Source organism: bacterium, assembly GCA_023150945.1.
Classification (GTDB): domain Bacteria; phylum Zhuqueibacterota; class Zhuqueibacteria; order Zhuqueibacterales; family Zhuqueibacteraceae; genus Coneutiohabitans.
In genome coordinates this window covers 54,482-80,573 of sequence record JAKLJX010000026.1, presented here as the reverse complement: position 1 = coordinate 80,573, position 26,092 = coordinate 54,482, and the positions used below count along the sequence as shown (strand labels likewise).

General features: G+C 56.1%; 19 protein-coding genes and 1 pseudogene. 19 read left to right on the top strand and 1 reads right to left on the bottom strand.

The genetic code is table 11. The features are described 5' to 3' along the window. Positions 1 to 174: 174 nt before the first annotated feature. The 10 genes from L6R21_24155 to L6R21_24110 all read left to right on the top strand — a co-directional run bounded on the left by L6R21_24155 (position 175) and on the right by L6R21_24110 (position 13,426). A complete protein-coding gene (locus tag L6R21_24155; GenBank protein ID MCK6562303.1) occupies positions 175 to 1,764 on the top strand; it encodes a hypothetical protein in 1,590 nt (529 codons plus the stop codon). 12 nt (positions 1,765 to 1,776) lie between these two features. Then, complete coding sequence (locus L6R21_24150; GenBank protein ID MCK6562302.1) at positions 1,777 to 2,832, top strand: hypothetical protein; 1,056 nt, start codon at positions 1,777 to 1,779, stop codon at positions 2,830 to 2,832. A 21-nt stretch (positions 2,833 to 2,853) separates the two neighbouring features. Then, on the top strand, positions 2,854 to 4,167 hold the full coding sequence (locus L6R21_24145; protein ID MCK6562301.1) for a hypothetical protein: 1,314 nt from the start codon (positions 2,854 to 2,856) through the stop codon (positions 4,165 to 4,167). Positions 4,168 to 4,440: 273 nt separating this feature from the next. Continuing rightward, the gene (locus tag L6R21_24140) at positions 4,441 to 5,589 is read left to right on the top strand and encodes a hypothetical protein (GenBank protein ID MCK6562300.1); all 1,149 of its coding nucleotides are present in this window, start codon (positions 4,441 to 4,443) and stop codon (positions 5,587 to 5,589) included. A gap of 123 nt (positions 5,590 to 5,712) precedes the next feature. After that, complete coding sequence (locus L6R21_24135) at positions 5,713 to 6,654, top strand: hypothetical protein (protein ID MCK6562299.1); 942 nt, start codon at positions 5,713 to 5,715, stop codon at positions 6,652 to 6,654. A 158-nt stretch (positions 6,655 to 6,812) separates the two neighbouring features. Continuing rightward, positions 6,813 to 8,564, top strand: a complete 1,752-nt coding sequence (locus L6R21_24130) for a hypothetical protein (GenBank protein ID MCK6562298.1) — start codon at positions 6,813 to 6,815, stop codon at positions 8,562 to 8,564. Positions 8,565 to 9,542: 978 nt separating this feature from the next. Further along, the gene (locus tag L6R21_24125) at positions 9,543 to 10,028 is read left to right on the top strand and encodes a DinB family protein (protein ID MCK6562297.1); all 486 of its coding nucleotides are present in this window, start codon (positions 9,543 to 9,545) and stop codon (positions 10,026 to 10,028) included. Positions 10,029 to 10,177: 149 nt separating this feature from the next. Continuing rightward, positions 10,178 to 10,726, top strand: coding sequence for a transposase (locus tag L6R21_24120; protein MCK6562296.1), 549 nt, complete (start codon positions 10,178 to 10,180; stop codon positions 10,724 to 10,726). A 247-nt stretch (positions 10,727 to 10,973) separates the two neighbouring features. Continuing rightward, positions 10,974 to 11,333 carry a hypothetical protein gene (locus tag L6R21_24115; protein ID MCK6562295.1) on the top strand — a complete coding sequence of 120 codons (360 nt, stop codon included), beginning with the start codon at positions 10,974 to 10,976 and terminating at the stop codon, positions 11,331 to 11,333. A gap of 290 nt (positions 11,334 to 11,623) precedes the next feature. Continuing rightward, positions 11,624 to 13,426: a hypothetical protein gene (locus tag L6R21_24110; GenBank protein ID MCK6562294.1), complete on the top strand. Its 1,803-nt coding sequence runs from the start codon at positions 11,624 to 11,626 to the stop codon at positions 13,424 to 13,426. A 502-nt stretch (positions 13,427 to 13,928) separates the two neighbouring features. Here L6R21_24110 and L6R21_24105 read toward each other — a convergent pair. Further along, positions 13,929 to 14,666, bottom strand: a pseudogene (locus L6R21_24105) (transposase). A gap of 269 nt (positions 14,667 to 14,935) precedes the next feature. Here L6R21_24105 and L6R21_24100 point away from each other — a divergent pair. The 9 genes from L6R21_24100 to L6R21_24060 all read left to right on the top strand — a co-directional run bounded on the left by L6R21_24100 (position 14,936) and on the right by L6R21_24060 (position 25,909). Continuing rightward, on the top strand, positions 14,936 to 15,280 hold the full coding sequence (locus tag L6R21_24100; GenBank protein MCK6562293.1) for a hypothetical protein: 345 nt from the start codon (positions 14,936 to 14,938) through the stop codon (positions 15,278 to 15,280). 354 nt (positions 15,281 to 15,634) lie between these two features. Next, complete coding sequence (locus L6R21_24095) at positions 15,635 to 16,306, top strand: DUF805 domain-containing protein (GenBank protein ID MCK6562292.1); 672 nt, start codon at positions 15,635 to 15,637, stop codon at positions 16,304 to 16,306. Positions 16,307 to 16,762: 456 nt separating this feature from the next. After that, positions 16,763 to 17,044, top strand: coding sequence for a hypothetical protein (locus L6R21_24090; protein ID MCK6562291.1), 282 nt, complete (start codon positions 16,763 to 16,765; stop codon positions 17,042 to 17,044). Between the two features lie 2 nt (positions 17,045 to 17,046). Next, the gene (locus tag L6R21_24085) at positions 17,047 to 17,382 is read left to right on the top strand and encodes a type II toxin-antitoxin system PemK/MazF family toxin (protein MCK6562290.1); all 336 of its coding nucleotides are present in this window, start codon (positions 17,047 to 17,049) and stop codon (positions 17,380 to 17,382) included. A 211-nt stretch (positions 17,383 to 17,593) separates the two neighbouring features. Then, positions 17,594 to 18,160: a plasmid pRiA4b ORF-3 family protein gene (locus tag L6R21_24080; GenBank protein ID MCK6562289.1), complete on the top strand. Its 567-nt coding sequence runs from the start codon at positions 17,594 to 17,596 to the stop codon at positions 18,158 to 18,160. Between the two features lie 148 nt (positions 18,161 to 18,308). Then, complete coding sequence (locus tag L6R21_24075) at positions 18,309 to 19,685, top strand: ADP-ribosylglycohydrolase family protein (protein ID MCK6562288.1); 1,377 nt, start codon at positions 18,309 to 18,311, stop codon at positions 19,683 to 19,685. 383 nt (positions 19,686 to 20,068) lie between these two features. Next, positions 20,069 to 21,187, top strand: a complete 1,119-nt coding sequence (gene cfa, locus L6R21_24070) for a cyclopropane fatty acyl phospholipid synthase (protein ID MCK6562287.1) — start codon at positions 20,069 to 20,071, stop codon at positions 21,185 to 21,187. Between the two features lie 111 nt (positions 21,188 to 21,298). Beyond that, entirely contained in the window at positions 21,299 to 22,252 is a 954-nt protein-coding gene (locus L6R21_24065) for an NAD(P)/FAD-dependent oxidoreductase (protein ID MCK6562286.1), read from the top strand. 546 nt (positions 22,253 to 22,798) lie between these two features. Continuing rightward, entirely contained in the window at positions 22,799 to 25,909 is a 3,111-nt protein-coding gene (locus L6R21_24060; protein MCK6562285.1) for a SpoIIE family protein phosphatase, read from the top strand. The last annotated feature ends 183 nt before the right edge of the window (positions 25,910 to 26,092 follow it).

Here is a 26,092-nt window from a genome sequence, read left to right as displayed (position 1 = left end):
CCTGAAAACACATTTCATCAACCCAAACGGAGGACATTCGACATGTCTACGGAAAAAGCCCAAGGTGCGGACGATCTGAAGATCCCGAGCTCACGCTCAGCCGATCCTGGAGGGGAGCAACCGAACACTCGCAGACCCGCACGGGTAGGCGGTGAGCCGATCATTCTCCTCGACATGAAAAAGCGCGATGATGATGAACGGCAGCGTTTGCAGAATCGCAGATTCGAATTGGAGCAGCTCGAACGGCAGCTCGGCCAGTTGCCGCCAGCGCTGCAGGCCGAGTTGAATCACATCAAAGGTCTGCTTGCGCAAGGAGTGGTGGATCCGCTTTTCCAGTCGGTGCGCAACACCATAGGCAGCCTTAACCCGCCCCGTGTAGGCGACCATGATCAGGGCAAACTGCCCAGCCAGCAGGGCAACGCGCCGGCACCCGATCTCACGGAGAATGAAAAGAGTCTGGCTGCGGTCTTCGGCATTCTGGAGCTCGACAACCTCACCAATCCGCAACTCAAGCGCTTCACCCCCAGGATTTCGGTGGCGTTGGGTGAGTATACCGCTAGCGCTGCTCTCTTCAGGAACGTGCTGGCCATCATGCTGCTGGAAGCCACCGCCAGAAAGATCCGCGCCGACCAGTGGGTGGCGGTGGTGCGCGCCCTGCGGGCCGAAGGCGTGGCCGCGGACGATGATCTGCTGGCCCTGCGCACGCGTACCGCGCTGGCGCGTGTGGACGGCGCCACCGATGGCGCACCTTCCTCGGCCATCAGCATCGATCTGCCCGATCTCGAAGAGCAGTCCGACGTGGAGATCGTGGCAGACAACCTCCATGCCGTGCAGGCACTCTATTTTGCCTCCTCCCTGGAGGAGCTCAAACTCTTTCAAGTTGTGGAGAAGCTGGTGGAGCTGTTTCATATCGGCATGCTGCCGCTGGGCAAGGGGAAGGCCGGTGATTTTCTCTATCATTACTGGAAACGCAGCATCGATCGCTTCACCGAAGCCGAGCGCCGCAATCTCTACGCGCGCGTGTTCGGATTCCCCGGCGGCGATGACACCGCCACCACCCCCAATCGCGAGTTCGACAGCTTGTGGTTGCGTTTTATCTCCTCGGTGTCGTCCTACGTGCGTCAAATTCAGGTGGATGATTTGCTGCGCGCGCGGGTGCCGGCAGCGGTGAGTCAGGAGCAAGTGCGCAAGGCCGGACGCGATATTGCCGCCAATCTCTCGCTGCACGGCTACGGTATCGCTTACTTTGCGGCGACCGAGCTTCAGCAGCAGATTCGCGAGATCATCGACCTGCTTTCCGATGAAGAGGTCAAGAACGCCTATGGCGCGCGCGACATGTGGCAGGTGGTCGATCAAGTGGCGGCGATGGAATTGGGTGGGGCCAAGAACAGCATCCGCTACCGCACCATGGCCAATTCCGGCGCTATCATCATTCGCTGGCTCGCCAACCGCGCCAATCTTTTGGCCGGCGCTTCGCTGGTGGATGTCATCGACCGCCGGCAGATTCTCAATCCCATCCCGCGGCCGGTCAATGTGAAGCCCACGGTCGATCCCACGGACTACGATCTGTTCAATGCCTGCGAGCAGTGGCTGGCGGTCAACGGCGTTCCTGATCAGGAAGTGGAGCAATACTCGCAGCCTTATGAGGCGCCGGTGATCACTTCGCGACCAATCCAGATTCCCTCCATCGCGCGCGACGTGCTCAGCGCGGTGGGCGTGCAAGCGGGAGTGACCAATGGCCACCGTGCCTCCTACGGCCGTTAGAGGAGATGAGTCATGAAGAACAAACCCCTGTCAACAGTGGTGGCCGATCGGCTGCAGCAGGCAGCGCGCTCGCTGGGCGCGGCTGACCCGCTGCCGTTCGTGCGGCCGCTGCTCGACCGCACATTTTATCTGCCGGAGGGCGACGCGCGCTATGCCGCCAGCACGCTCACGCCCGGGGCAGCGCCCTTTGAACCATCTTTCTCCGAAAAGGAGCCGCGTCTCCTGCGCTTTTCCATCGAGCCATTGGGACCGGAATCTTCGCCGGTTGACCGTAAGCTCGAGGCTACGCGCGAGATGCGGCGCCTGGTGGGACCATTGTTCGGCCAGGAAGCCCTGCGCTGGTTCGATCAGCGCAGCGAGGACTGGCGCGGCATGGGCGCACGCACCGGCTTGCATTATGGCGCCTTTTTCGGCACGGCCTATGATGGTGACGGCTTGCATTCCTCCAAGGTTTACTACGAGATGACGCCCAGCCAGCTCGAAGCGCTGCCGCCCATGCTCCGCACGCTGGTGCGCAACGCGATTCTCACCATGCCGGAGCTGGTGCCGGTCTTCACCACCATTGCCTGCCGGCGCCACCAGGGCAGCCAGCGCATCACTTTCTATCATCGCGGGCCGCTGCGACTGGCGGACCTGAGCGATCTGATGGCGCGTTTGAACATGGAACACCAACTGCCCAGCGTGATGCAGATTGTCGGCTTGGCCTTGGGTGGCCGATTCGAACTGCCCGATCAGTCGACCTTGCTGGCGATCGCCGACACCAACGAAGGCCCGGAGCTCAAGCTCGAGGTGCTGCTCACCATGATTCCGGATCTGCCTCCCTCGTTTTTGGAGCTGCTGTCACTGGGACTGGCAGAGCGGCCCCGGGAGCTCAACGCCCTGCGCGCCTGGCTGCAGGCCTTCACGCCCGAAGAACATGGCTGGCCGGGCAGGTTCTCGGTGCTGAGCGTGCGCGTCACACCCACCACGCCGGCGCGCGTGAGTCTCTATCTGCGGCCGGTGGAATTCGAAATCAAGCAGCGCCTCGACGACGCTGCTGCTCAGCGCAACGGCATGGCACTCGCCTGACATGATCGAGAGGAATAAACGATGAACACAAGTCAAGCAAACGACACTGCCAGCCCGGTCATTTCGCCAAAGGAAGCACTCGACACCGCGCGCTTGAAGGTCAAGGAGATGCTGTCGCAGAGTCAGGCCTTTCGTGCACTGCCGCCGGACAAGCAGCGCGAAATCGCCAGGAACACGGTGGAGATCGTCAACTATCTCGCTGCGCCCGAGGGCATTCCCGGCAACAAGCTGGCTGCCATGCAGCAAGCCCAACAGGATCGCTATGCCTTTGGCATGGAAGAGGGCGCCTCCAGCCGGCGGCGCTCGCGTGGCGGCCGGCAGGAGGGCGAGTTTGTGGCCCAAGGTGCACGCGAGGGTGCAGCGGTGGCCGGTGTGCTGCTGGAGCAGGTGAATTTCCCCACCTTTGTGAGCGGCTTGATCGAGGGTGTCTTTCAGTCCATTGTCGATGCCTCCATCCGCCAGATGGAAGCCTATGGCCGGTTGGTGGCAGACGTGGCCAAATCGCTCAATCAGTTCCGGGATGAGAACGTCTCTGCCAACCAGGGCCGGGACCACTTGGTGGAGCAATTTCCCGACACGTTCATGATCGACGTGGACAGCGGCGACTTCGACGAGGGCAGCGGCGGCCCCCGCGTGCGTTTGCGCGAGGGGGTGGATGAGAAGGCAGCGCTGGAGAGAATCAACAGCCAGTTGCCCATGGAGAATGGTCCGCTCAAGAGCCTCGACCTCGAGGACGAGGCCACCGAGCAGCGTCTGGTGCAGGCCGCGCGCACGCAACTGGCGACCAGCCGGCAGCAGTTGCTCGCCACCATGGTGCTGATGGGCATCAACCGCATCATCGTCACCGACGGCAGGATTTCTGCCAAGGTGATGTATGACTTCCGCGCGCAGGACACTTTCAAGTTGCGCCGCAGCGCCACCCAGTTCGACTATGATCCGACACTCAAGACCCGCACCTCCGAGGGCGAGTATGAGAGCGACTATCAGGGCGGTGAGCGTTCATATCAATATGACAAAGACAGCGGCTACTCCGGCAGTCGGCGCGATGCCAGCTATTATTCCAAGGGCATCTACAAGACCTCCGAGCAGCCAGTAATGACCCTGGCGAGCGCAACGCAAGAGTCCATCGATGCCTCGCTTTCAACCAAAGCAAGTCTGGCCGGCAGCGTGGACGTGAACTTCAAGAGCGAAACTTTTCCGCTGGAGAAGATGGCGGACTCGTTCCAGATCGGCATGATTCAGGATGCAGCCAATCGCAAGGCGACGCCACGAGTGCCCTCCAACGGTGGATCAAGCTCCCAAACACAGGCGCCAGCCTCGGCACCCGCGGGGTAATTTATCGCCCGGCAGGCTGGTCGGCGAGGTAATGAACCAACTCGTCGCCGCGCCACAATCTTGGGAGCCAGCGGCCGTGGTAACCACAGGTTCCGCCAAAGGCCGGGCGTGCTTCCCTGGGTCATGGCACGGCAGTAGGGAATTACTCCATCCCGCTTTCGGGTCAAACCAACCGGGACGAGGGAGAATCCTTCATTTTCCAAATGCAGAACCATGAATGATCATAGACCGACAAGAGATACTCCCTGGGCTGATGACCAGACCCTGGAGATCGTGCGCCCTCAAGTACGCCGCATCCTGGAAGCGACGCCGGCATTTTCTCATCTCTCAGAACAAGAGAAACGAGATATTGCCGGCAAAATGGTCAAGGTGGCGTCCTACATGTCGAATCCCGAAGGGCTGGCGGCCAAGGAGTTGTCACCGGATGGCGGCCTGCTGGTGAAAGCGCAGGCGCAGGAGGATCCGGTGGAGGCCACCAAGCGGCGTTTGAGCCAGAAGCCCGGCTCCACCGGTGAGGAATTCAAAGCCGGCGCCGTGCGCGAGGGGGTGGAGCAGTTCGGCGCCCTCGTGCAAAAAGTCGATTTCCCGAAGTTCGTCTCCGGCCTCATCAAAGGTGTGTTCGAAGCCATTGTGGATTCCTCCATCGAGCAGATGCGCGCTTATGGCGAGTTGCTCGCGAATGTCGCCAAGACCGTCGACCAGTTCGCGCAAGACAACATCACCGAGAACAACGCGCGCGATTGGCTGGCGCAGCGTTTCCCAGACCAGTTGGAAATCGAAACCACCGAGTCAAGTTTCGGCCTTGCCGAGGGCGAAGAGCAGCCGCCGCCCCAACCTCGGGTGGTGGCCAAGGGCGATGATCCGGAAGCGGCGGCCACGACAGTTTCACAACTGCTGGAACTGGCCAAGCCGGTGACTGATCTTTCAGATCCCAACGAGGAGTTGCGCTTGGTGCTGGCCGCACGCACGCAGATGGCACGCAGCCGCCAGCAATTGCTCTCGTCCATGGTCATGCTCGGTATCAACCGCATCGTGGTCACCGACGGCGTCATCGATGCCAAGGTGATCTTTGACATGCGTGCCTCGGACATGGCAAAGCGGCGCGCCCGGGCCTCGATGTACGATCGCCGGCAGGAGACCAGCTCGACACATGCGGCCGCCGCAGCCGGCGGTTGGTTCGGCGGCTTTGGTATTGGCGGCGGAGTCAGCTCCAGCTCCAGCAGCGATCATGTCGCCACCGTGTCCTCCTCGATCGATGATACTTCCGAATCCAAGGCGGAAGTCAAGGCACGCCTGAGCGGTCAGGTGCGCGTCAATTTCAAGAGCGACTACTTCCCCATGGAAAAACTTGCGAGTCCGCAGATGATTGCGGCCATCCAGGGCAATGCGCAACCGCCGGAGAAGCGCCTGGAAGGGGCATAACAATACAACGTTGGTTCCATCTCCAGACGCTTGAATTTGTACCACGAGACACACGAAATACCTGAAGAACCTCCTGGCGTATTTCGTGAGATAGGCAGGCACTTCTGACCTAAGACAACTCAGATGCCGACTCTCAAAGACAATTACGCATATCATCTTCATAATGACAACGGCGTCATCGAACCGGCTGAGCTCGATCGGGCGCTTGCGTTGGGTTTTGAGCTTGTCGCCCAAGCTGATGCCTTCGCCCTCTCCCTGGGTCTCGCCGAGTTGGGTGATATCGATCTCCCGCCGGTGACGGGCAACGAGGCGGATCAAGCCCGGCTGCGTGCCGTGGCGCCGCTCTATCTCGCTTCGGAGCTGGAGTCTGCCCTCCTACTGCCCGCCGTGGAGATGCTCGCCGGTCTGTTCCGCAGCGGTGGCTTGAGGTCCGATCTCGGCGCCGCCGCGCCTCGGTTGATGGATTTCTGGCGCACGCGCAACGAGCGCTTCGGCACGGAAGAGCGCCGCGCTTTCTTCGCGCGCCTGTTTGGCAATCCCGCCGGACCGAGCCTGGCCGTTAGCGGTGGGGCCAACGCTGAATTCGAATCTCTGATGATCGATTTGACCGAGGCGCTGTTCAAACTCGAAGAGCAGTCTTTTCAGATTGCCGGCAGCTCCACCATTCAGACCGTGCGGTTGCGCAGCGCCGTCAGCCGTCTGGCCGCTAATTTGTCCTTCCGCACCAGCGGCATGGAGAGTTTTGCGGCGCGCGACATTCTCACCGTCATCAAGCAGGCGCTGGAGATCTTGAAGCAACCCGCCATTCAGCGGGCGCTGCATGCACGTTCGGTCTGGCAGGCGGTGCGCGAACTCTCTGAGCGCTATCTGGGTGGGGCGGTGGACATCACCAATCATCTCAGGCGCGGCCAGGCGGGCATGGTGGTTTTGGCGTGGCTGGCTGAGGCACTGCCTGGTTTGGAGAGCGCAGCAGGGGTTCCGCCGCGGCCAGACGACACCGTGATCGCGGCGGCTTCCAGTTGGCTGCAGGCCAGTCTTGCGCTCAAAGAGGCGGAAGTCAGATGACCATGGTGCCCACAACCGTAACGGCTCTTCCACCCAGCAATAAGCGATCTGAACCCTGCGCGGTTGCCTCGTTCACGATGAAAGACTCTGGGAATTTCCCTGCTGCCATGAGCTCGGCTACCAATGAAAAGAGAACTCTCGCAGGCGATAAGGCCAGAATGGCAGATCCACTGCCGGCGATTCGGCAAACAGTGCGTGCGCTTCTGCTGGCCTCGCCGGCCTTTCAGGAATTGGATTCCGACAAACAGCGCCAGTTGGCAGCAGCCATGGTCAAAGTCGGACAGGCGGCTGCCAATCTCATCCGCGAGGAAATCGTCAGCCAGGAACAAGTGAATGCGAATACCGCACTGGCACGCCCGAGCACAGCCTTGCAGGACAGACGGCAAGCTGCAACGGCCACGGCGCTTGCTGCTGAGGGCGGCTTGGGGCGGGCGGCTTCACAAGTGGGCCAGCGTACACAGGAAATTCTCAACGCGGTGTCATTTCCGCGCTTTGTGGCAGAGTTGATCAACGGCGTGTTCAAAGCCCTCGTAGGTTCCACCCAGCAGCAAATGCATTCGTATGTGGAACTGCTCAACAACGTCGCGGCCAGCGCCGGTGGCTTCGCCGACGTCAACTTCGGCCCGGCGCGAGCGCGCGAATGGCTGGTGGAGCGCTTTCCCGAATCTTTCGAGTTGGCCCGCGCTGACAGCGGCTTTGAAGATTTTGAAGAAGAAGGGGGCGCTGCGCCCGGGATGGTGCGTCTGCGTGAGGGCGCCACACCGCCTTCTGAGGAGGCGTTGCGCACCGCGCTGGGTTTGGCGGAAGACGAATCCGTGCCGGCGGGCGATCCCGAGCGCACGCTGGTGCCGCTGGCACGGCGGGTCGTGGCGCGCCAACGGCAGCAGATGCTGGCCACGCTGGTGCAGATGGGCATGCAGCGCATCGTGATCGAGAGCGGCCGAATTCATGCCTCGATGCGTTTTCACATCGACACGCGCGACGCCGCCGCCTCGGATGAGGCCAGCCGGTTCGATTTTCAACACCAATCGCGCGCCGCCGGCAGCTTTGGCTATGGCCCGTGGGGAGTGAGCGCCTCCATCACCAACACCATCGGCTACGTCAATACGCAACGCTCGCAAACCACCTCGGAACTCAACACCGACCTGGACTTGAATTCCTCGGTGGATCTCAATTTTCGCACGGACTACCTACCGCTCGATCGCATGGCAGCCGCCGATCGCGTCCAGCTCATTCAAGCCAATGCGCTCAATCCAGCGGCCGAAGCGCAGGCCGCAGCCACGGAACGCCAACAACGCCGCTCCGACCAAGTGCAGCGTGAAGATCAGCGTCGATCAGACCTTGATCAGGCCCTGCAGCCCCGCACACCACCGGCCAGCAACGACAGTGATTTGTTCAACGCCGCCAACCAGGCCCGTCAAGATGCCAATCGCCGATCAGATCAAGGACAACAGGGCGGTGATGCCGGGGGGCAGCAAGGCGGAGATAATAGGGGCGGGCAGCAGAGTGGCGGAGGTGGCCAGCCTGGCGGACAAGGTGGAAACGGAGGCTCGGGCGGGCAACAGGGCGACGGTAACAACCAAGCCGGCTCGCAACCAGGCGTGCAAGACGGTACCGGAGGGCAGACTGCCGGCAACCCCTCTGGAGATGCCGCTGTTCGAAATGAGTCTCCTGCAACGACTCGCAACACCGGTGCCGCCGCGGTCACTCAATCGATGTCCAGAAATAGGGGACAAGTCGCGGGCTCCGTTTTTCGTGAGCGGAGGCCCCGGCCAGCCCTGGTTGCAAACGCACTGGCAATCAACGGGCGGCCACAGCCCCCGCGCAGAAGTGCCGGCCTTTTTGATCGATCCTCCCGTCGTCTCGCGCGCTGCCAGATGAGTGGTTGTGCGAAGCACGGTAGGCCATGAGTTCAGTATCACGCTTCCCACCCAATGCGGGAGATGAGAAGAAATTTCGCTGATCGCCGAGCGTTGCCTCAACATGATGAATTGAAAGAACGGCAAGCATATCAACGGCCTTCAGACCGATACCTTGGCGCGTTGTTTCAACTGCGCCCCGGGATGAGACTGTCTTCGAACTAAAAAGCAATACCTCTCTCGTCCGGCAGACCGACCTTCCTGCCCCGGCGAATCACCAATGACGTGGTTCCGGCGAACCCCACAAAATCCTGGCGAATTTGAAAATCTGGCTTGCTTCTTTCTCAGTGTCTTTGCATCTTCCGGCCAACAAATAAGGCGGCTGCCCCATGCAACCATCCGGAATGCCGGCAGAAACGAGGAGTCCCTCCGTGAATGCTCCATCGTTGCCTTTGGGTCAGAGTTTTTCCTATCGCGTGCCACTTCAGGGCCGCTTCACGCCTGCTCCTCCCAGCCAGGGTCTCGTTCCCTTCTCGGCAGTTTGCCACTCACGATTGCTCGGCCAAGATTCACTGTTTGCCGTTCACCATATAGAGTTTGATCCGCTGACGGATCAAATTCATCCTGATTCCGTGAGCGGAATAATGTGTGAATCGAAGGCAAAACCCATTTTTAAAAGGCCAAGTAGGGGAAGCCGGAGAAGTACGCCCTGTTTTGAAAAAACTGGCATTAGCAATGAAGATAAGATTGACGATTACGGTCGATTTCATGCTGGGCGAGCGAATTGACAGAATGACCTGCAAATATCGCCCGAAAAGACTCATGTGAATAGATAAAGGCGCGGATTGGATACCCATATCCGCAGGCGCGGAACCGGCAACGTTCAACCCGATTTTATGCGGCATTGAGCCGTGCACGTATCGAGCGCTGCGACGGGGATGAGGGCCGGTGATTCTACTGAGCGCCTCCCCTGCTCAACGCCACATAAAATCCTGAGTGTTAGGGCGACCTATTTGAATCGGAGAATCGATGCTGGATATGAAGATCATCGCAGATCAGATCAGCCGAGCCTTTTGGGGTGAGTCCTGGCATGGGCCTTCGGTGCGCGAAGTGCTCGTGGGTGTTTCGGTGGAAGACGCGGCAGCTCATCCGATACCCGGCGCTCACAGCATTTGGGAGATCGTTCTTCACCTGATCGGCGGGTACAACCTGGTTCTTCGGCGGGTTCGCGGAGAGCGTGCGCAGCTCTCGCCGGAGGAAGCGTGGCCTCCAGTGACGGAGTTTAGTGCGGCGGCCTGGCGCGAGAGCCAGGACAACTTGGAGCAACTGAATCAGCAGCTCCAGAGCGCCGTGCGAGCCTTCCCCGTCCAGCGCCTTTCAGAGGAGCTGGGTTCCGAGTACCCGGCGTACATTCAGTTCTGCGGCGCGCCTCAGCACGACCTGTACCATGCGGGCCAGATCGTCATTCTCAAGAAGGCACTCTCGGCGTCGCGAGAGGCGGCACTAACGAGATAAGAATTCGTGCGGCGCGATACCCAACACAGACCTCCGGAATTGGCACAGCGTGAGCCGCCGCATAATTCTTCGTTGAACCAAGCGCTTCCCTATTGGATTGAGCTTTGCATCAAGGTTGAGGTGGAGATGCGGAGGGTCGTGATCACGGCATGCCGGCTCCACTTGTCGCGGGGCTGGTGTTCGAATACTATCTCAATGATCTTGCTCATGATCGCTGGCTCGTGTATGTGAAACGGCCGTTTGGCGGTCCAGAGCAGGTGATCAAGTATGTCGGCCGCTACACCCACCGGGTGGCGTTGACGAACAATCGTCTCTTGAGCATTGCCAACGGCCAGATTCAGTTGCTGGGGAAAGATTACCGGAATAATGGCCGGCCGGAGGTGATCACCTTATCGGCGGAGGAGTTCATTCGCCGTTTCTTGAATCACACCCTGCCGAAACGATTCCTCAAGATTCGCTACGGTGGCTTCCTGGCAGCGAACGTGCGGGAGAAAAAGCTGGAAATGGCACGGCGGGCTTTGGGAGTCGCGAGCAGCGACGAGGGGATGACGTCCGAGATGACCACAGACGGAGAGCAGGATTCCAATGACTCCGAGTCTAAGTGTCCCCACTGCCGCATTGGCACGCTGCGGCCAGTGGCGATTCCCCTTCCAAGCCTGGCGATGCGCGCCGTGGCCGGGCAGCCGGACACGTCGTAACGTCAATAAACGAGGGAAAACAGGCCGTAGAAATACCATAGCGGCCTAGCTGCTCGCAGCGAGGGCCAGGGGCTTCGTTCAACAGCAGCTTGGAACGGCCTTGGCTCGGGTGGTGGGGCCGCAAGGGCTGGCGACGAAAAAAGTATCATAATGCAGCAGGGCGCCCTGCCCTCTCATCGCCAAGCCGTTCAAGCTGAGGTTAGCGGCGATCCAAAAATTAGTTGGGTAGACTTCAAGGAGCGTTGTTATGTTCTCGTTACTAGCATTCGTTGTACTGATAATAACGGGCATCTTGTTTTTTGTCATGCTTGGAACTTTGACGGGTCCTCTTAAGCACATTGCTCTGATTGGGGCGATTTTATTGTTCTTAGTCTCACGATGGATGAAGAGGGAGTGGAAGCGTCGAATGGAGGTTATTCAAAAGAGATTTGGGGATCCTTACGAACGTATTCGAGAGATAGGTGAGTCACCTAATTTTTTACAGAATATTCCGGCAAATCTTTTTCGAATGGATCAGTTTGCACAGGGCGATATCGGAACTGCACAGATGGTGTTTGCTGGTTGCTCCATAATTTGGTTTGGCATCTGGCTTATCCTAGTCTTTTGAAATTACAAATATATGTGTACCAAATAGATGAAACCTCTGATGACGTCTATTTCACTCTGCGGCGTCGCGTAGGAGAACAAGGTGTTTGATCATCAATTGTTTCAGTTGAAGTTAGTCATTTTCACATGACCGATCCACAATAGATATTTTCCGAGTCATAGGCTATCATGGGAGACATAATTAACTACATAGCCACTTGGCTTATCTACCTCCTCGCAGTGTTTGTTCCCTGCTTCTTTCTTGGCAGCCTATTTAAGCACTCGCACACCTTCGGGAAATGGCCTTCAATAATGGTATTCTTGATATTCATATTACCAATTCTATGGTATGATACGCTCATTTCTGAATACTTTTTGCCACAGATGGTCGTCGCCTTTGTCACATTGCTTATCGGTTACATTATTGGCTTTAACCCAACTCCTGTTATTTCACGCATTCTGTTAGCAGCCTCATTCGGTGTGCCCTTTCTTGAGCCGTTTCTCATTTTGCAACGAAACTCGATAATGAGGGCCTCCGCGTTTGGGTTGGGCCTTTATTTTGTGGTGTGCGCTGTAGTTGCACTTTTGTACCTTATTCGAGTTCCAGACACTCTCAATCGACGCAAGCTCCAGTTGATCATTGCGATCTCGATTCCGATCTTCCTTTCTACATTCTGGTTTGATCTTGCAGAGATCCTTGAGCGATCTGGTGTCCTACCATACAATGTGGCGCTTATAATTCTGATTGCTGTCCTTTCACCCACGGCTTTCTTTACCACCCGTTTTCTTTCAAAACATTCTTTGCAATATCCAGACCCAATTCCGTTGCTAATCGGACTCGTGATAATTCCTCTTTTCCTTTGGTCATACAGTTTCACTTTGTGGTTTACTCTTTTTGTGATGGGAGGCACTGGTTTTCTCGCTAGACGTGCAGGCGTGTGTGAGAGCATCACCACCTTCGTACGATCCCCTTTGGTAATGGCCTTTCCTTTGGTGATGAGGAATTTTGAACTAAATGATAAGATCTACAGTATGCAACCAGTATTTGCTTCAATAGGGTTCGCTTCGCTAATCTCTCCACCGTTGGGCCTCATGGCCATTCCTTTTGGCGTCGTGCTAGCTGACCAGCTCTCGACTATTGAGGGTTTAGACAGCGAAATGACGAATTCGGAGATTCGCACGCATTGGTTGGTGCCAATTGTAGTGTTGATATTTTGCTGTATAGCAACGCTATTCGCGCAGACGATCTGGTTGATTGCTACTGGCATAGTTTATGTAGTCCTCTTCATTATTGGCAAGTTGAGGCGAAATGAGGCCTCTATTCACCGCGCTTCGTTAGGTTGCGCAGGGTTTCTATTCGGACTGTGCTTTCTGCTCTTTCAGCATTTCGCAGCACTTCCTTTATTAGCTTGGCTTGTTGCTGACCAGAATCTACGGGGAGCGATTGGGCGAGGGTTTCACTGGATGAAGCGGGTCTGGATGGAAAACAAATTATCCTCAATAAAACGATGGGATGGAAATCTTCTTATTTACTCGATGAATTCGGGCCGTTCTGAGAAAAGTAAGCGGTCTACGCTTGATTCGAAGTTTGAGAATACGTTTATAAAATTAGGTCGTAAAATAATCCTAAAAGGAGGAATTTTTGAAGGGTTATATATTTCACTTTCCTCTGCCCGGAAGCAGCAATTAGCTGAAGTTGGAGCTTCTACACAAATCCCCATTTCTGTTGAAATAAATCGGTTTGCCGGTGGAGCTTTATATAAGTTCAACTCCAATACTGATTTCATTAGTCGGAATCCAGATGCATATCGTTATTCACCAGTCGAACTTGTTGTATGTGGTCTCGCATGGTCAAATGAGTCAGCCCAGCAAGTCTGGTCAGAGTTTGTGCCAGTCTACGAAGATTTACTCACACCACCTGAACTTGGGCTTGTTGGCCATTACGTGCCTTTTGCCCCTAATGAAAAACCGACAATTCCAAAACAAATTCCTTGGCTTGCAGTGGCACAAAGAGCATCTATGTTGGGCGCCAACAAGGAGGAAACATACTGGATCGCTGATTTGTATGAAGGAATTGCATGGGCACTACTAGATACAACGCTTAGGAAATCTTGATTATTTGGCGAACGCGCTAAATTGTTTCTTAATCTGGAATCAAAAATCCGCGAAGAGAAAATTCAACAGATATTGATGGAGCCAAAGAAGCACATAAAAAATATAGTTTTGTCGTAATAAAGATGTTAAATTCGTTACGAAAGATAACCGGCGGCGCTAACGAGATAAGAATTCGTGCGGCGCGATATCCAGCACAGACCTCCGGAATGAGCTCAGCGTGAGCCGCCGCATAATTCTGCGTTGAACTAAGCGCTTTCCTATTTATTTGAGCTTTGAATCAAGGATGAGCTGTGGCGAAGGGTTCAAGGCCACCGGTGAGATGAGCCGAGGGACTTGCTTGAAGTGGATGGAAATGTTCTTTGACAGTTTTTTCATCATGCCCGACGTTTTTTTTACATGCCCGACATGGCATTGACGAACGTCCAGGGCGTACTTCTCCCGTGACACCCCAAATCTTGCCCTGCGATCAACACGTGAATTTCAAGTCACTGCCCTGATGCGATTACGGCGATCGGGTCCGTTTGGGCTCTATTTCACCAACCAGTTTCATGACGCCGCCGCATTTGGGACAACGCACGGCGTGAGCTTCGCACGCTTCGGGCGCTTCCGTGCCGGCAACGTCGGTTGGCTCTGTCGCGACGGGTTTGATGTTCAGCAGTGCTTTGACTTTCTCCAAACGCTTCCGATGCGACGAAGACAGGAAGCCGTAGTAGCGCACTTTAACAAAACGGTGCGGCAGAACGTGCTGTAAAAAACGACGAATTCACCCCGTGAGATACTGCTATGTTTGAGGAGCCTTTTAATCAGGGTTATGATTATCTCACGGGGTGAACTCTTCCGCCGCGACGGTTTTCGTCCTGAATCGCTTGGTCTCGCCGTCGCGATATTGAAACGTGACGTTGCCGTTTTCTAATCTCAACAAGCGGCGGTTGCTGATGGCTACGCGAAAGATGTAAGGCGCGAGATATTTGAGCGCGCGTTCGCCGGAGCCGTGGGGCCGGCAATCGACGACCCAATCCTTTTTCCAGGTTTCTGACGGCACTTGACTAAACAGCTCGGGCTTCTTCTTGAGCGCATCACGAAACTTGGCGCGGAAAATCTTCGACAGCGCTTTGACCGGCACGAGAAACTTCCCCCGCACCGGCAGCCACCTCATCCCATCTGGCGACAAACCGCCGCCGGCAACGATGAAGTGCAGATGCGGATGATATGCCAAATCGCGCGCCCAGGTTTGCAGCACGCCGAAGAAGCCAAGCTGGCAACCGTCAGACTTCGGATGACGCACCAGCTTCTGTGAGTTAGCTGCAGCGTATCAATAAAGTGGCATACTTTTCAACGACCAGAATTAGTGTGATTTGTGGAGACCAACGAGAGGGGGAAACCCGTGTCTCTACAGCGACACAAAATTCGATCAAAAGGCGTTCGCGTAAAGACAGACTGCCGTGAAATTCCGAAAGATAAGCGGCTTGGTAAGAACAATGACAACAACACAGGAGTACAAATCAGTCAATGAAAAAGCTATCTGAAATTATCATTGAAATTGCAATGCAAGGGCTTAGAGATAGGAGGTACGCTCACTCTGAGCATATGCATATTTTGATGTTTCTTGCTCACGTGGCGTGGAACCGAGATACAAAATCACCATACTATTTGATTGACAACGAACTCACTAGTCAACTGAAGAGCTTTCCAATTAACAAAAAAGCAATTAAAATAGAACTTGTCTCTGATGACTGGGAAAACATTCTCGAAAGGATGCTTGCTTACAAAAGGAAGCATTATCCAGACGATAGACGAGTCATTACTCTGTGTGGTTATACTGCTTGGAACACTTTACGTGTTGAGTGGGAATAGATCTGCCGCTTCCAATGCAAGACTGAACACATTTGCTAACGGTCTGAGAATTCATGCGACGCAGTATGTTCAGATGGGCCGATGGCGCTGGGCCAGTGTGAGTCGCCGCATCATTCTTCATTGAACTAAGCGCTTCCTTCTGGGCGCTGATGAATCGCCATAGGATCGGATAGTCACGGAGTACGGAAATCCACAACGGGCAACAACGATTTCAATTCTCTCACTAGCCGGATTGCGGAAGCGAGTATCTCTGAAGAGCCCGGTGCGGGAAAACTGCACGCCGGGAACTGTGCGGGGGGCACGGGGAAACCCGTGTCCCTACCGCGACGGCTAAAAGCGAAAGGAGTATCTAAAATGAATAATGTTAATGAATTTTTCCCCTATGTTCAGCTTATGATGGCACTCGTGGCAAGTATTCTCGCCCTTGTCCTCGCGAGTTCAGCCAAGAATCTCATTGGAAAGGAATGGCTGGTCGCATCTACTTCTATCACGCTTATCACGTGGCCCAGCTTCCTGATTATCTCGCTCATCGCACGGCACTCGGACAATGCGCAGCAGATATACCGTTGGTATGACGTATTCAACTTGTTTGTCTTATTCGGGACGGCCTGCTTCGGATTATTCCTTTTTTCTAATTGGAGTAGATCACGCATGAAGCTCGACGTGATGGATCTCCTTTTCTCCTTTTCCGGCCGTATACCGCGATCAGCATTTTGGATATCGCTATGCATTTTGTCTCCGTTAGGCACGATCCTTGGCTTTGCTCCATTTACATCGGAAGCCGAAGGATTTCCTAAAATAGTCATTTGGATAGTCTACGCGGGCTGGTTCATTTTGAGTATCTGGATCAGCCTCGCCGTATATGCCAAGCGCTGGCATGACTGTTCGAAATCCGGCTGGATGTCGCTAATCTTACTGATTCCTATCGTTGGTGTTCTTTGGTTTTTCGGATACCTCGGTTTTGTTCGAGGGACACACGGCGTCAATCAGTATGGCGACGATCCATTAGGCACTCAAACAGCCTAAAGGATCACTATTTAGAAAATGCCTAACGATCTAAGAATTCATGCGGCGCGATGCGTTCAGAAGAGCCGTTGGCGCTGGGTCAGTGTGAGCCGCCGCATAATTCTTCGTTGCACGAAGCGCTTCCTTGTTGGATTGAGCTTTGCACCAAGGTTGGGGTGGGGATATCGGGGGTGGTGATAACGGCATACCGGCCTCGCCTCCCGCCGGAGCTGGGCCAATGGCCTCAGTGAAGCGACTGAAAGAGTTCTTTGCCAGCTTTTTCATCTTGCTTGACGGCCTTGAACCGGCCAACATAGCGTTCGTGAACGCCGAGGGTGTACTCCTTCGGGAAACCGCTGATTCCAAGCCATGATTCCGGCGATTCATCTGTACCCTCAGAGCTTGCAGACCCATAGAAAAGTAGTTGACATTTGCAGCTTCTCTTGAGTATACTGGTCGTGTATATTCGAAGCAGGCATGACTAACTGGAAGCTGGCCATGGCAACAAGGGCGAAAAAGCGGGTGCTGGTCGCCCTGCCCGAGCAGACCGTCCAATCTGCCGATGTGGTGTGGCGCAAGGAAAATTTCTCTTCTCGCAATGCCTGCATCGACCAGGCGACGCGCTGGTTTATTCAAGAGCAGGGCAAGAAAAAGCTCCGGGATGCGCTCGTGCGTGGGTATCAGGCTCATGCGGAAGAAGATGCACAGATCGCGGCCGACTGGGAGGCGACGTTGGTGGACGGGCAGGAAAGCGCGTGACCATGGAACAGCGGCAAGCACGTAGTCACTTTCCACGACGAGGCGCTTTCCACTTGGTCAATTTGGACCCAACTCTGGGCATGGAAATCAAGAAGACGCGGCCGGCAGTGATCATTCAAAACGACTTCGGCAACCAGCACGGCCCGCTCACAATTGTCGCTCCGCTGACCTCCACCACCAGTCAGTCGCCGGTGCGGGTACTTGTCAAAGCATCGGAAGGGGGTTTGAAAAACGATTCCTGTATTCTGTTGAACCAAATCCGTGCGGTGAATAAACGGCGACTTGTTCGCTACATGTCTCAATCATTTATCGAGAGAATGAGAAGTAGGGCGAGTTGATGAGCCTTGCCCGTAATTGCTAGCACTTTGCCGGCATAATGACAGGTGCAGATCTGCAATGACCGATGCCTCGAGTCCAAGCTGGCGCAAAAAACCCATCGAACGCAGGTGATGCTGTGGGTCGCTTCGTCCGCGCGGGCGTTGGCGACCGGCAGGCGAAGCGAGGGCCAGAATCACGACTGCGCGATGTGCGCGGGAGGGTAAAGCAGTCATGTCAAAAAGAATCACCAAAGCTGACGCCCCCATATATCAACTCAAGATAACCCTCCACGAAATACGCCCACCCATCTGGCGTCGCGTTCTTGTCCCTGGAGGTTTCACTCTCTACCAATTGCATCGAGTTATCCAGGCCGCTTTCGGCTGGCTCGATTACCACCTGCATCAATTCCTCATCGACGGGAAATACTACAGCATTCCCAGTCCAGAAGATTGGGAGCCAGTTGTTGACGAGAGAGACCATACCCTTGCCGCCATGGCACCAGCGACCAAGCGGAGGTTTCAATACGAATACGACTTTGGCGATAGCTGGAAACACGATATTCTTGTTGAGAAGATACTGCTTCCGGAACAGGCGGCCAAATATCCGGTTTGTATTGCTGGCAAGCGGGCACGTCCTCCAGAGGACGTGGGCGGAACGTGGGGATATGCGAGGTTTCTTGAAGCTATTGCGGATCCCGAGCATGAAGAACACGAGTCCTATTTGGTGTGGGTCGGCCGATTTGATCCGGAGGAGTTCAACCTTGAGGAGACAAATCGATCTCTGAAAAAGGTGAAATAGCCGAGCCGGCCGGACAAGGGTTGCAGGTTATTTCGTCTTCACCTCGTGCTCCGAGTTGTGCGCTGGCAGTCAAGGCATTCATTCAGCGCAATCATTTGACACCCCATAGCGTGGAAGACCTGCCGTGCGGCATATCGTCCGAGCCCCCTTGGTTATCGCCGTTGCCTTCTCCATCATCCCGCCTCTATTTTCATGCGGCAAAAGCAAACCTGCAGCACGCGCAGTCGAGGCTGATCCCACACTTGACTACAAAGCCTACCAGCCGCGGCCTGACGATCGCATGATTTCCCGGGCGCAATATTTCAACAAACTGCAAGGGTTTTGGCTGGGCGCGTGTATTGCGAATTGGACCGGCTTGGTCACGGAAATGGACAAGATCGGAAACCTCAGCGACATGCGGACAGGGGCGTTTTACACACGGAAGGATTGGGGAAAGCCGGACCAGCCGAGCATTTGGGGTGAGGGCCAGCCCAGCCCGCTGTCTCCAACAATTGATTTTGTTTTTGCGAAAGAAGGCGAGGTTTGGGGAGCGGATGACGACACCGACATTGAATACATTTATCAATACCTTTTGTACGCCGGCAAGACCACGATGCTGTCCGGGGAGCAGATCCGCGACGGGTGGTTGCGTCATATTCGCGCCGAGGAGGAAAACTATCTCTGGGTTTCGAATCAGCGGGCATTTGATTTGATGAAAGCAGGACTGATTCCGCCCGCAACTGGGCATCCGGATCATAATCCCGATTACGAGATGATTGATGCGCAACTCACCACCGAGATCTTTGGGCTTTTTGCTCCGGCGCGTCCGGAGGTGGCGCTAACCCTGGCGCATCTTGCCATTCAAACCACGGCACGCTATGATGCTGAGTGGATCGCGGAATTTTACGTGCTCATGTACTCCCTGGCATCGTATTTTGATGAGCATATTCCCCGAAACGAAAGAATTCTTCGGATGGCCGATCAAGCGCGCCGGAGATTGCCGGATCATGCCTACTCGGCGAAAATGTATGATTTTGTCAGGAAGCAATACACCGCGAACAAACCCTGGGAACAAGTGCGCGATGAACTTTATCAACGCTATCAAGTCGAGCAGGCAGATGGCTACGACATGACCTCAAAAGGCAAGTATTGCAACGGTTGTTTTGCGGCGGGGATCAATTTTGCGGCCAGTCTGGTGAGCCTGTTCTATGGTGCCGGCGATATTCAGGAGACCATAAGAATCGGAGCCTTGGCCGGTTGGGACTCTGACAACCCGACGGCAACCTGGGGCGGGTTGTTGGGTTTTATGATCGGAAAAGACGGCATCGAAGCCGCCTTTCACCAAAAGTTTTCCGAGAAGTACAACATCCACCGGACCCGAATAGGTTTTCCGAATGATGGCATTGATTCTTTCTCGAACATGGCCAGAACCGGCGTGCATATTGTCGACCGGGTCGTGCAGGAACAGATGGGTGGAGGCATCGATCTCAAGAAAGATGTGTGGTATATTCCGGATGTGCCAGTGAGTATTGCCCCCGGGGAATAACTCGACAAAACAGGGCCTTTTGCCCGGATGCTCCAGGATTCAAGTGCTTGGCGCCGTGAGATTCCTCAGCCAAAGCAAGGGAGCGGTAAGTACCCGGCCACAGGTGCATGACAAATCAATGTGCTGCCTTCACGGCTGCGGTTGCCAGCCCGAATGTTTATCCCCAGTCGACAGTTCGAATTATCTCCGTGCGCGTGGCAAATGTGCCGAGTTGTTGAATTGGATCTTTGATCATCATCGTATTTCGAAACGCCGTTGCGGCGATCAAATACGCAGGGAATCCCTGAAGAATGCGCCGGCAACCGGGCGGTAAGCGTCAGAGATTCTCTGAGACTTCACTTCTTTTTAATTGCGGTTTGTCAGACTTCGGCAGGAGGTGAGCGATGGCAAAAGATCATGCAGAAGTCCTGCTGCGGGAACTGCTGGCCGGCGCCGGCATTACGATCAACGGCGATCAGCCATTTGACCCGCAAGTCCACCATGCCGGATTTTACCGGCGCGTCATCAACGAAAAAGCGCTGGGTCTCGGCGAAGCTTACGTGGACGGCTGGTGGGACTGCGCCGCACTCGATCAGTTTTTCGACCGAGTCATTCGCGCGCGCCTGGAAAAGCAGGTGAAAGGAAATTGGAAAGTACTCTGGCCGGTGGCGCGAGCGAGGATCTTCAATCTGCAAAAAAGCCGCCGGGCGTTTCAAGTTGGCGAGCAGCACTATGATCTGGGCAATGATCTGTATCAGGCGATGCTCGACCGCCGATTGAACTACACCTGCGGCTATTGGAAGAACGCTCAAACTCTCGACCAAGCGCAGGAGGCCAAGCTCGAGCTGGTCTGCCAAAAGATCGGCCTGCAGCCGGGCATGACGGTGCTGGAGCTGGGCTGCGGCTTCGGCGCGTTTGCCGGCTATGCCGCGGCCAAGCATGGCGTCAAAGTCATTGGCGTCACGGTCTCCCGCGAACAAGTGGAATTGGGCAGGCAACTCTGCCACGGACTGCCGGTCGAGCTGCGGCTGGAGGACTATCGCAACGTGACCGGAAAATACGACCGGGTGATTTCCATCGGCATCATGGAGCACGTGGGCTACAAGAACTACCGCACCTACATGGAAGTGGTCGACCGCACGCTCAAGGAGGAGGGCGTGGCGTTCATTCACACCATCGGCGGGAATGTCAGCACGACCAGCACCAATGCCTGGACGGCAAAATACATTTTCCCCAACAGCATGCTGCCCTCGGTGGCGCAGCTCGGCAAAGCCATGGAAGGCCTGTTCGTGATGGAAGATTGGCACAACTTCGGCCCGGACTATGACCGGACCTTGCTGGCCTGGCATGACAATTTCGAGAAGGCGTGGCCGCGGTTGGCGGAAAAATACGGCGAGCGCTTTCGCCGCATGTGGCGCTATTACTTGCTGAGCAGCGCCGGCGGCTTTCGTTCGCGCGGCACGCAGCTTTGGCAAGTCGTCATGACCAAGCCCGGAACCAGGCAACCGAACTGCCGGCTGTAGAGGAAGGCAGAGGAGAGAAGGGAGAGGTCAGTAGGGTGTGGGTTCGAGTGTTTTGAGATTTCCTCGTTGGCTGCACGAGACTTGCCCGAAGCTCAGAGCGCACAAACGCAAATGATCGATTCTGAAGTCATCATCATCGGCGGCGGACCGGCTGGCTCGACCTGCGCCTGGCAATTGCGGCAGGCTGGGATTGAAACAATCATTCTCGACCGGCAGCAGTTTCCGCGCATGAAACTGTGCGCCGGCTGGATTACGCCGCGAGTCATCCGCGATCTCGAGATTGATTTGGCCACCTATCCCCACAGCCTGCTCACCTTTGACCGGCTGCACTTCCGGATTCATCGGCGCAAGCTGGCGATCAGAACCCGCCAGTATTCCATCAGACGATATGAATTCGATCACTGGCTGCTCGAGCGCGCCAATGTGCCGGTGTATCAGCACACTGCCCAACACATTCGCGTTGAACAGGGAGGTTATGTCATCGATGACGCGTATCGCTGCAAGTACCTGGTGGGCGCCGGCGGCACCAACTGTCCGGTGTATCGGGCTTTTTTCCAGCAGATCAACCCGCGGCCGCGCGCGCTGCTGATCACCACCATGGAGCAGGAGTTCGCCTGCGCGTATCAGGATCAAAACTGCTATCTCTGGTTTGCCGAGCACAACCTGCCGGGGTATTCGTGGTATGTGCCAAAGGGCAACGGCTATCTCAACCTCGGAATCGGCGGCAAGTTTGCCGAACTCAAAGCGCGTGGGGAGACGATTCGTGATCATTGGGAGCGTTTTGTCCAAAGCCTGTCGCGCCTCGGACTGATCGGTGACGATTCTCTTCAGCCGCGGGGGTACAATTACTATCTCGGACAGAAGATTCAAACCGGCCGCATGGGCAACGCGTTTCTGGTTGGCGATGCTGCGGGACTGGCGACAACCGACATGGGCGAAGGCATTGGCCCGGCAGTGGAAAGTGGGCTATTGGCAGCCCGCGCGATTATTGCTGGGACTGACTACTCGCTCAAGGCGATCACCAGCCGCAGCTTGTGGAATATTCTGTTGCCCTGGCGGTGGTGAATCTCCGAATCCATTGGCAAGCAGGCAAACGGGTTGGCGAAACGCGAGGTAGAAGGCCGGTACGAAAGGGTGGGAGGCAGGCCGGGCTTGCGCTTGAAACGTGAAAAGCTTATCATGAGCTGCGCTTGAGAGAAGCTTGGCACAAATTTCTCCGCACCGGCTTGCTGAGAACTCTCAAGACTCATTGAGTCATTTTTGTATGCCACCGCGCATAACCGCTGCCGTTTTCAAACGACAATAGAAGGCTTCCTTCCCTTAATTTCCTTCGGCGCCCGCATGCCCATGACAATCCCAAGGCAGAGCTTCCGCTGCGCAGCCAGAATCGAATACAGGAATCGAACTCTGCTTCCGGCGAAAGGCTTTGCCACCAACTGGGTTAGGCTGCTCAAGGCCGGCACAATTCTTATCCTCTTCACTCTGCTCCCTGGCGTTACACCAGCCCAAACTCGCAACGAGCTGGGGAAACCCTTTCTCACTGCCTGGCTGCCGAAAGATTACGGCGCAGAGTCATCCAACTGGGCGATCGTCCAGGATAACCGCGGGGTGATGTATTTCGGCAATACCAGTGGCATTCTCGAGTACGACGGCACCGCTTGGCAACTCATGCCATTCCCCAACAAGAGCATCTGCCGTTCCCTGGATAAGAACGCGGAGGGCCGCATTTACGCCGGCGGAGTGGGCGATTTCGGTTACTTGGCGGTCGACCCTATCGGACAATTGCGATTTGTTTCGCTTCTGCCGCAGGTGAGGGAAAACGCGCGGGACTTCGCGGATGTCTGGGTGACTCGAGTGCTGGATGAAAGCACCTATTTTCTGACGGAGAACTTTCTCTTTCGCTGGACGCCTGCGCCGGCCCCCTTGCAGGAGGGCGAGCCGTTGGGAGAGATGAAAATCTGGCAACCGGCCAATACCTTTCATCAGGGCTTTGTTGTCGATGGTGTCCTCTATGTGCGCGAGCGGGGCAAGGGCCTCTTGCGTTTGCATGCGGACGCGCTGCAACTCGTTCCAGGTGGTGAGCAGTTTGCCGATGAACGCATTTATGTGATGCTGCCGTTTCCCGTGAGTCCTGCAGATTCCGCCTCATCCGTCATGCCGGAGGGAAGGGGACGCCAACCATTTCCACTCCAAGCCAACGCCCGTGTGCGCAGCAACAGCGCCAAAGGTGAAATCGTCCTGCCGAACCCCATCCTGATCGGCACTCATCCGCGAGGCCTATTCCTCTATGACGGGCATTCTTTCACGCCCTTCAAAACGGAAGCCGACCAATACCTGCGGAATAGCGGCCTTTATTTGCCCGGTCTCGCGCTGCGCAACGGCAACTTCCTGCTCAACACCCGCAGTGGCGGCGCGGTGCTGCTGGAGCATAGCGGTAGACTGCTGCAAACCCTCGACCGCAACAGCGGTTTGCCGGACAATGCGGTGTATTACGCCTATGCCGATCCTTCCAGGCCGCAGACGCAGTGGTTGGCACTCGACAATGGCATTGCGCGCGTGGAGTTGACTGGCGCGGTCAGCTTCTTTGATGCCGAACGCGGACTGGCAAGCTCGGTCCGGAAAATCACGCGGCACCACGGCGTGCTCTATGTCGCTACCAATGCCGGTGTTTCTTATCTAGACGCTGCAGCAGCGACTTTCAAGACGATTCAATTGCCGACTGAACAGTCCTGGGATTTTTTTGCGCGCGCCGGCCAGCTCCTGGTGGCAACGAACGCCGGTGTGTACGCCATTCGTGACAAGCAAGCCCAGGTAGTTCGCCCCTCACGCAATAATGATTTCAACGCCGGAGTATTCCAAAGCACGCAATGGGATGACCGGCGTGTCTTCGTCGGCATCAACGGCCTGGCTTCGCTGCGTTGGGAAAACGGCGGCTGGCGGGAGGAAGGGCGTGCCCGGGGCGTTCAGGATGAAATCAGGACTCTTGTTGAAACAGAGGACGGCAAGCTGTGGGCGGGCACATATGCCACCGGCCTTCTGCGCTTCAGCTTTGCTGCGCGCGACCAATCCCTTTGGGAAAGCGTGCAGGTCGAGCGCTTTGGCCCGGAGCACGGCTTGCCGATCGGATGGGTGGGAGTCTATGAAATCAACCACACAACTTACTTTTGCTCTCCCGACCGAATTTATCGCTTTGACCCCGCCAGTCATCGCTTTGTCGTGGATCGCACGCTCATGGTGACGCCGCCGCAACCGGGTTGGGTGCTCTATGAAGACCAGCAGCAGCGTGTTTGGACGTTGGGCAGAGGAATCGCGATGGGCACGCGCCAAGCCGCTGGCGGCTATCATTGGCTGACAGCGCCGTTCCAGCGTTTTTCGGCTGAACTGGTCTCGACGATTTATGCCGAGGACGACGGCGTCGTCTGGCTGGGCGGTGGCAATGGGTTGATTCGTTATGATTCGAACCGCGAGGTAAACCATAACGCGGATTATCCGGCGCTCGTGCGGCGCGTGGTGATGGGGAAGGATTCGTTGATCTTTGGAGGAGTGGAGAGACCCGGCCGGGAAGCCCCGGCTTTGCCATACGTTCACAATAATCTTCGCTTTGCTTATTCCGCCACCAGCTATGCAGACGCCGGCCGCCTGCAATTCCAAACCCGGCTGGAGGGTTTCGACGAAGAATGGTCAAACTGGAGTGACAAGACCGAGAGGGAATACACCAACCTGCCGGAAGGCAACTATCATTTTCGCGTGCGGGCAAAGAACGTGTATGAGCACGCGAGCCGGGAAGCTGCGTACCAATTCTCCATTTTGCCGCCGTGGTATCGGAGCTGGTGGGCCTATGGCGGGTATGCCCTGGTATGCGGGCTGCTGGTGTTTGCGGTCGATCGCATACAGCGCCGGCGATTGTTGGCCAAAGAGCGTGAGCGTTCGGCATTTCGTGAAGCAAAGCTGCGCGCAGAAGCGGCCGAATTACAGGCCAGGGTTCTGGAAGCGGAGAATGCACGCAAAACGCAAGAGTTGGAGGCGGCGCGGAAACTGCAACTTTCGATGTTGCCCCAAACCATTCCCCAGCTTCCACATTGCAATATTGCCGTTTACATGCAAACCGCCACTGAAGTTGGCGGTGACTATTACGATTTCAAGCTGCACGAGGACGGTACACTAACCGCCGCCCTCGGAGATGCCACCGGTCACGGCCTGCGTGCGGGCACGATGGTCACCGCAACCAAGAGTCTGTTCAACGCGCTGGCCGAGGAACCCGAGCCTGCTCAGATTTTGCGAAAAGCTGCCAAAGCGCTCAAAGCCATGGGGTTTCGCGAGCTGTTTATGGCCTTGACCGTTATCAAGCTCAAAGAGCAGCGCTTGCAGATCGCCGCGGCAGGCATGCCTTTCGCACTGCTCTACCGCGCCGCCACCGGCCAGGTGGAGGAGGTCATGCTCAAGGGCATGCCGTTGGGGAGTTTTGCGGATTTCCAATATCAGCAGCAAGAACTCGTGTTGCATAAGGATGACACCGTTCTTCTGATGAGCGACGGCTTCATGGAGACGTTTGACGCGCAAGGAGAAATGCTGGGGGAAGAGCCGGCGAAAGCATTGTTTGCTGAAGCAGCGCAGCGGTCGCCTGAGCAAATCATCGCGCATCTGGTCGCGGGCGGAAAGGCTTGGGCCGGTGATCGTCCCCAAGACGATGATGTCACGTTTCTGGTCATCAAAGTCAAGTGAGGCGCTTGCGGGCGCGTGAGGGAGGTCGGCAGTTTTTCAGCGCCGGCTCCGGCTGCAAGCGTGTCTACCCGCGGTGCCTCCGTAACGCCGTCTGCCGGACTGCCAATGAACCAAGCTGGAAAAAACGTCGCGGGCGTGCTCGCTTTGCCAAAGGAATACGCTGCGCCAGATTTCAGACAAGCG

Excerpts from the sequence above, each read along its gene's own strand:
- L6R21_24060 (MCK6562285.1), top strand. The coding sequence starts at position 22,799 with ATGTATTTCGGCAATACCAGTGGCATTCTCGAGTACGACGGCACCGCT.
- L6R21_24125 (MCK6562297.1), top strand. The coding sequence starts at position 9,543 with ATGCTGGATATGAAGATCATCGCAGATCAGATCAGCCGAGCCTTTTGG.
- L6R21_24155 (MCK6562303.1), top strand. The coding sequence starts at position 175 with ATGAAAAAGCGCGATGATGATGAACGGCAGCGTTTGCAGAATCGCAGA.
- L6R21_24090 (MCK6562291.1), top strand. The coding sequence starts at position 16,763 with ATGACTAACTGGAAGCTGGCCATGGCAACAAGGGCGAAAAAGCGGGTG.
- L6R21_24130 (MCK6562298.1), top strand. The coding sequence starts at position 6,813 with ATGGCAGATCCACTGCCGGCGATTCGGCAAACAGTGCGTGCGCTTCTG.
- L6R21_24115 (MCK6562295.1), top strand. The coding sequence starts at position 10,974 with ATGTTCTCGTTACTAGCATTCGTTGTACTGATAATAACGGGCATCTTG.
- L6R21_24120 (MCK6562296.1), top strand. The coding sequence starts at position 10,178 with ATGCCGGCTCCACTTGTCGCGGGGCTGGTGTTCGAATACTATCTCAAT.
- cfa (MCK6562287.1), top strand. The coding sequence starts at position 20,069 with ATGGCAAAAGATCATGCAGAAGTCCTGCTGCGGGAACTGCTGGCCGGC.
- L6R21_24110 (MCK6562294.1), top strand. The coding sequence starts at position 11,624 with ATGGTATTCTTGATATTCATATTACCAATTCTATGGTATGATACGCTC.
- L6R21_24080 (MCK6562289.1), top strand. The coding sequence starts at position 17,594 with ATGTCAAAAAGAATCACCAAAGCTGACGCCCCCATATATCAACTCAAG.
- L6R21_24135 (MCK6562299.1), top strand. The coding sequence starts at position 5,713 with ATGCCGACTCTCAAAGACAATTACGCATATCATCTTCATAATGACAAC.
- L6R21_24065 (MCK6562286.1), top strand. The coding sequence starts at position 21,299 with ATGATCGATTCTGAAGTCATCATCATCGGCGGCGGACCGGCTGGCTCG.
- L6R21_24095 (MCK6562292.1), top strand. The coding sequence starts at position 15,635 with ATGAATAATGTTAATGAATTTTTCCCCTATGTTCAGCTTATGATGGCA.
- L6R21_24145 (MCK6562301.1), top strand. The coding sequence starts at position 2,854 with ATGAACACAAGTCAAGCAAACGACACTGCCAGCCCGGTCATTTCGCCA.
- L6R21_24100 (MCK6562293.1), top strand. The coding sequence starts at position 14,936 with ATGAAAAAGCTATCTGAAATTATCATTGAAATTGCAATGCAAGGGCTT.
- L6R21_24150 (MCK6562302.1), top strand. The coding sequence starts at position 1,777 with ATGAAGAACAAACCCCTGTCAACAGTGGTGGCCGATCGGCTGCAGCAG.
- L6R21_24085 (MCK6562290.1), top strand. The coding sequence starts at position 17,047 with ATGGAACAGCGGCAAGCACGTAGTCACTTTCCACGACGAGGCGCTTTC.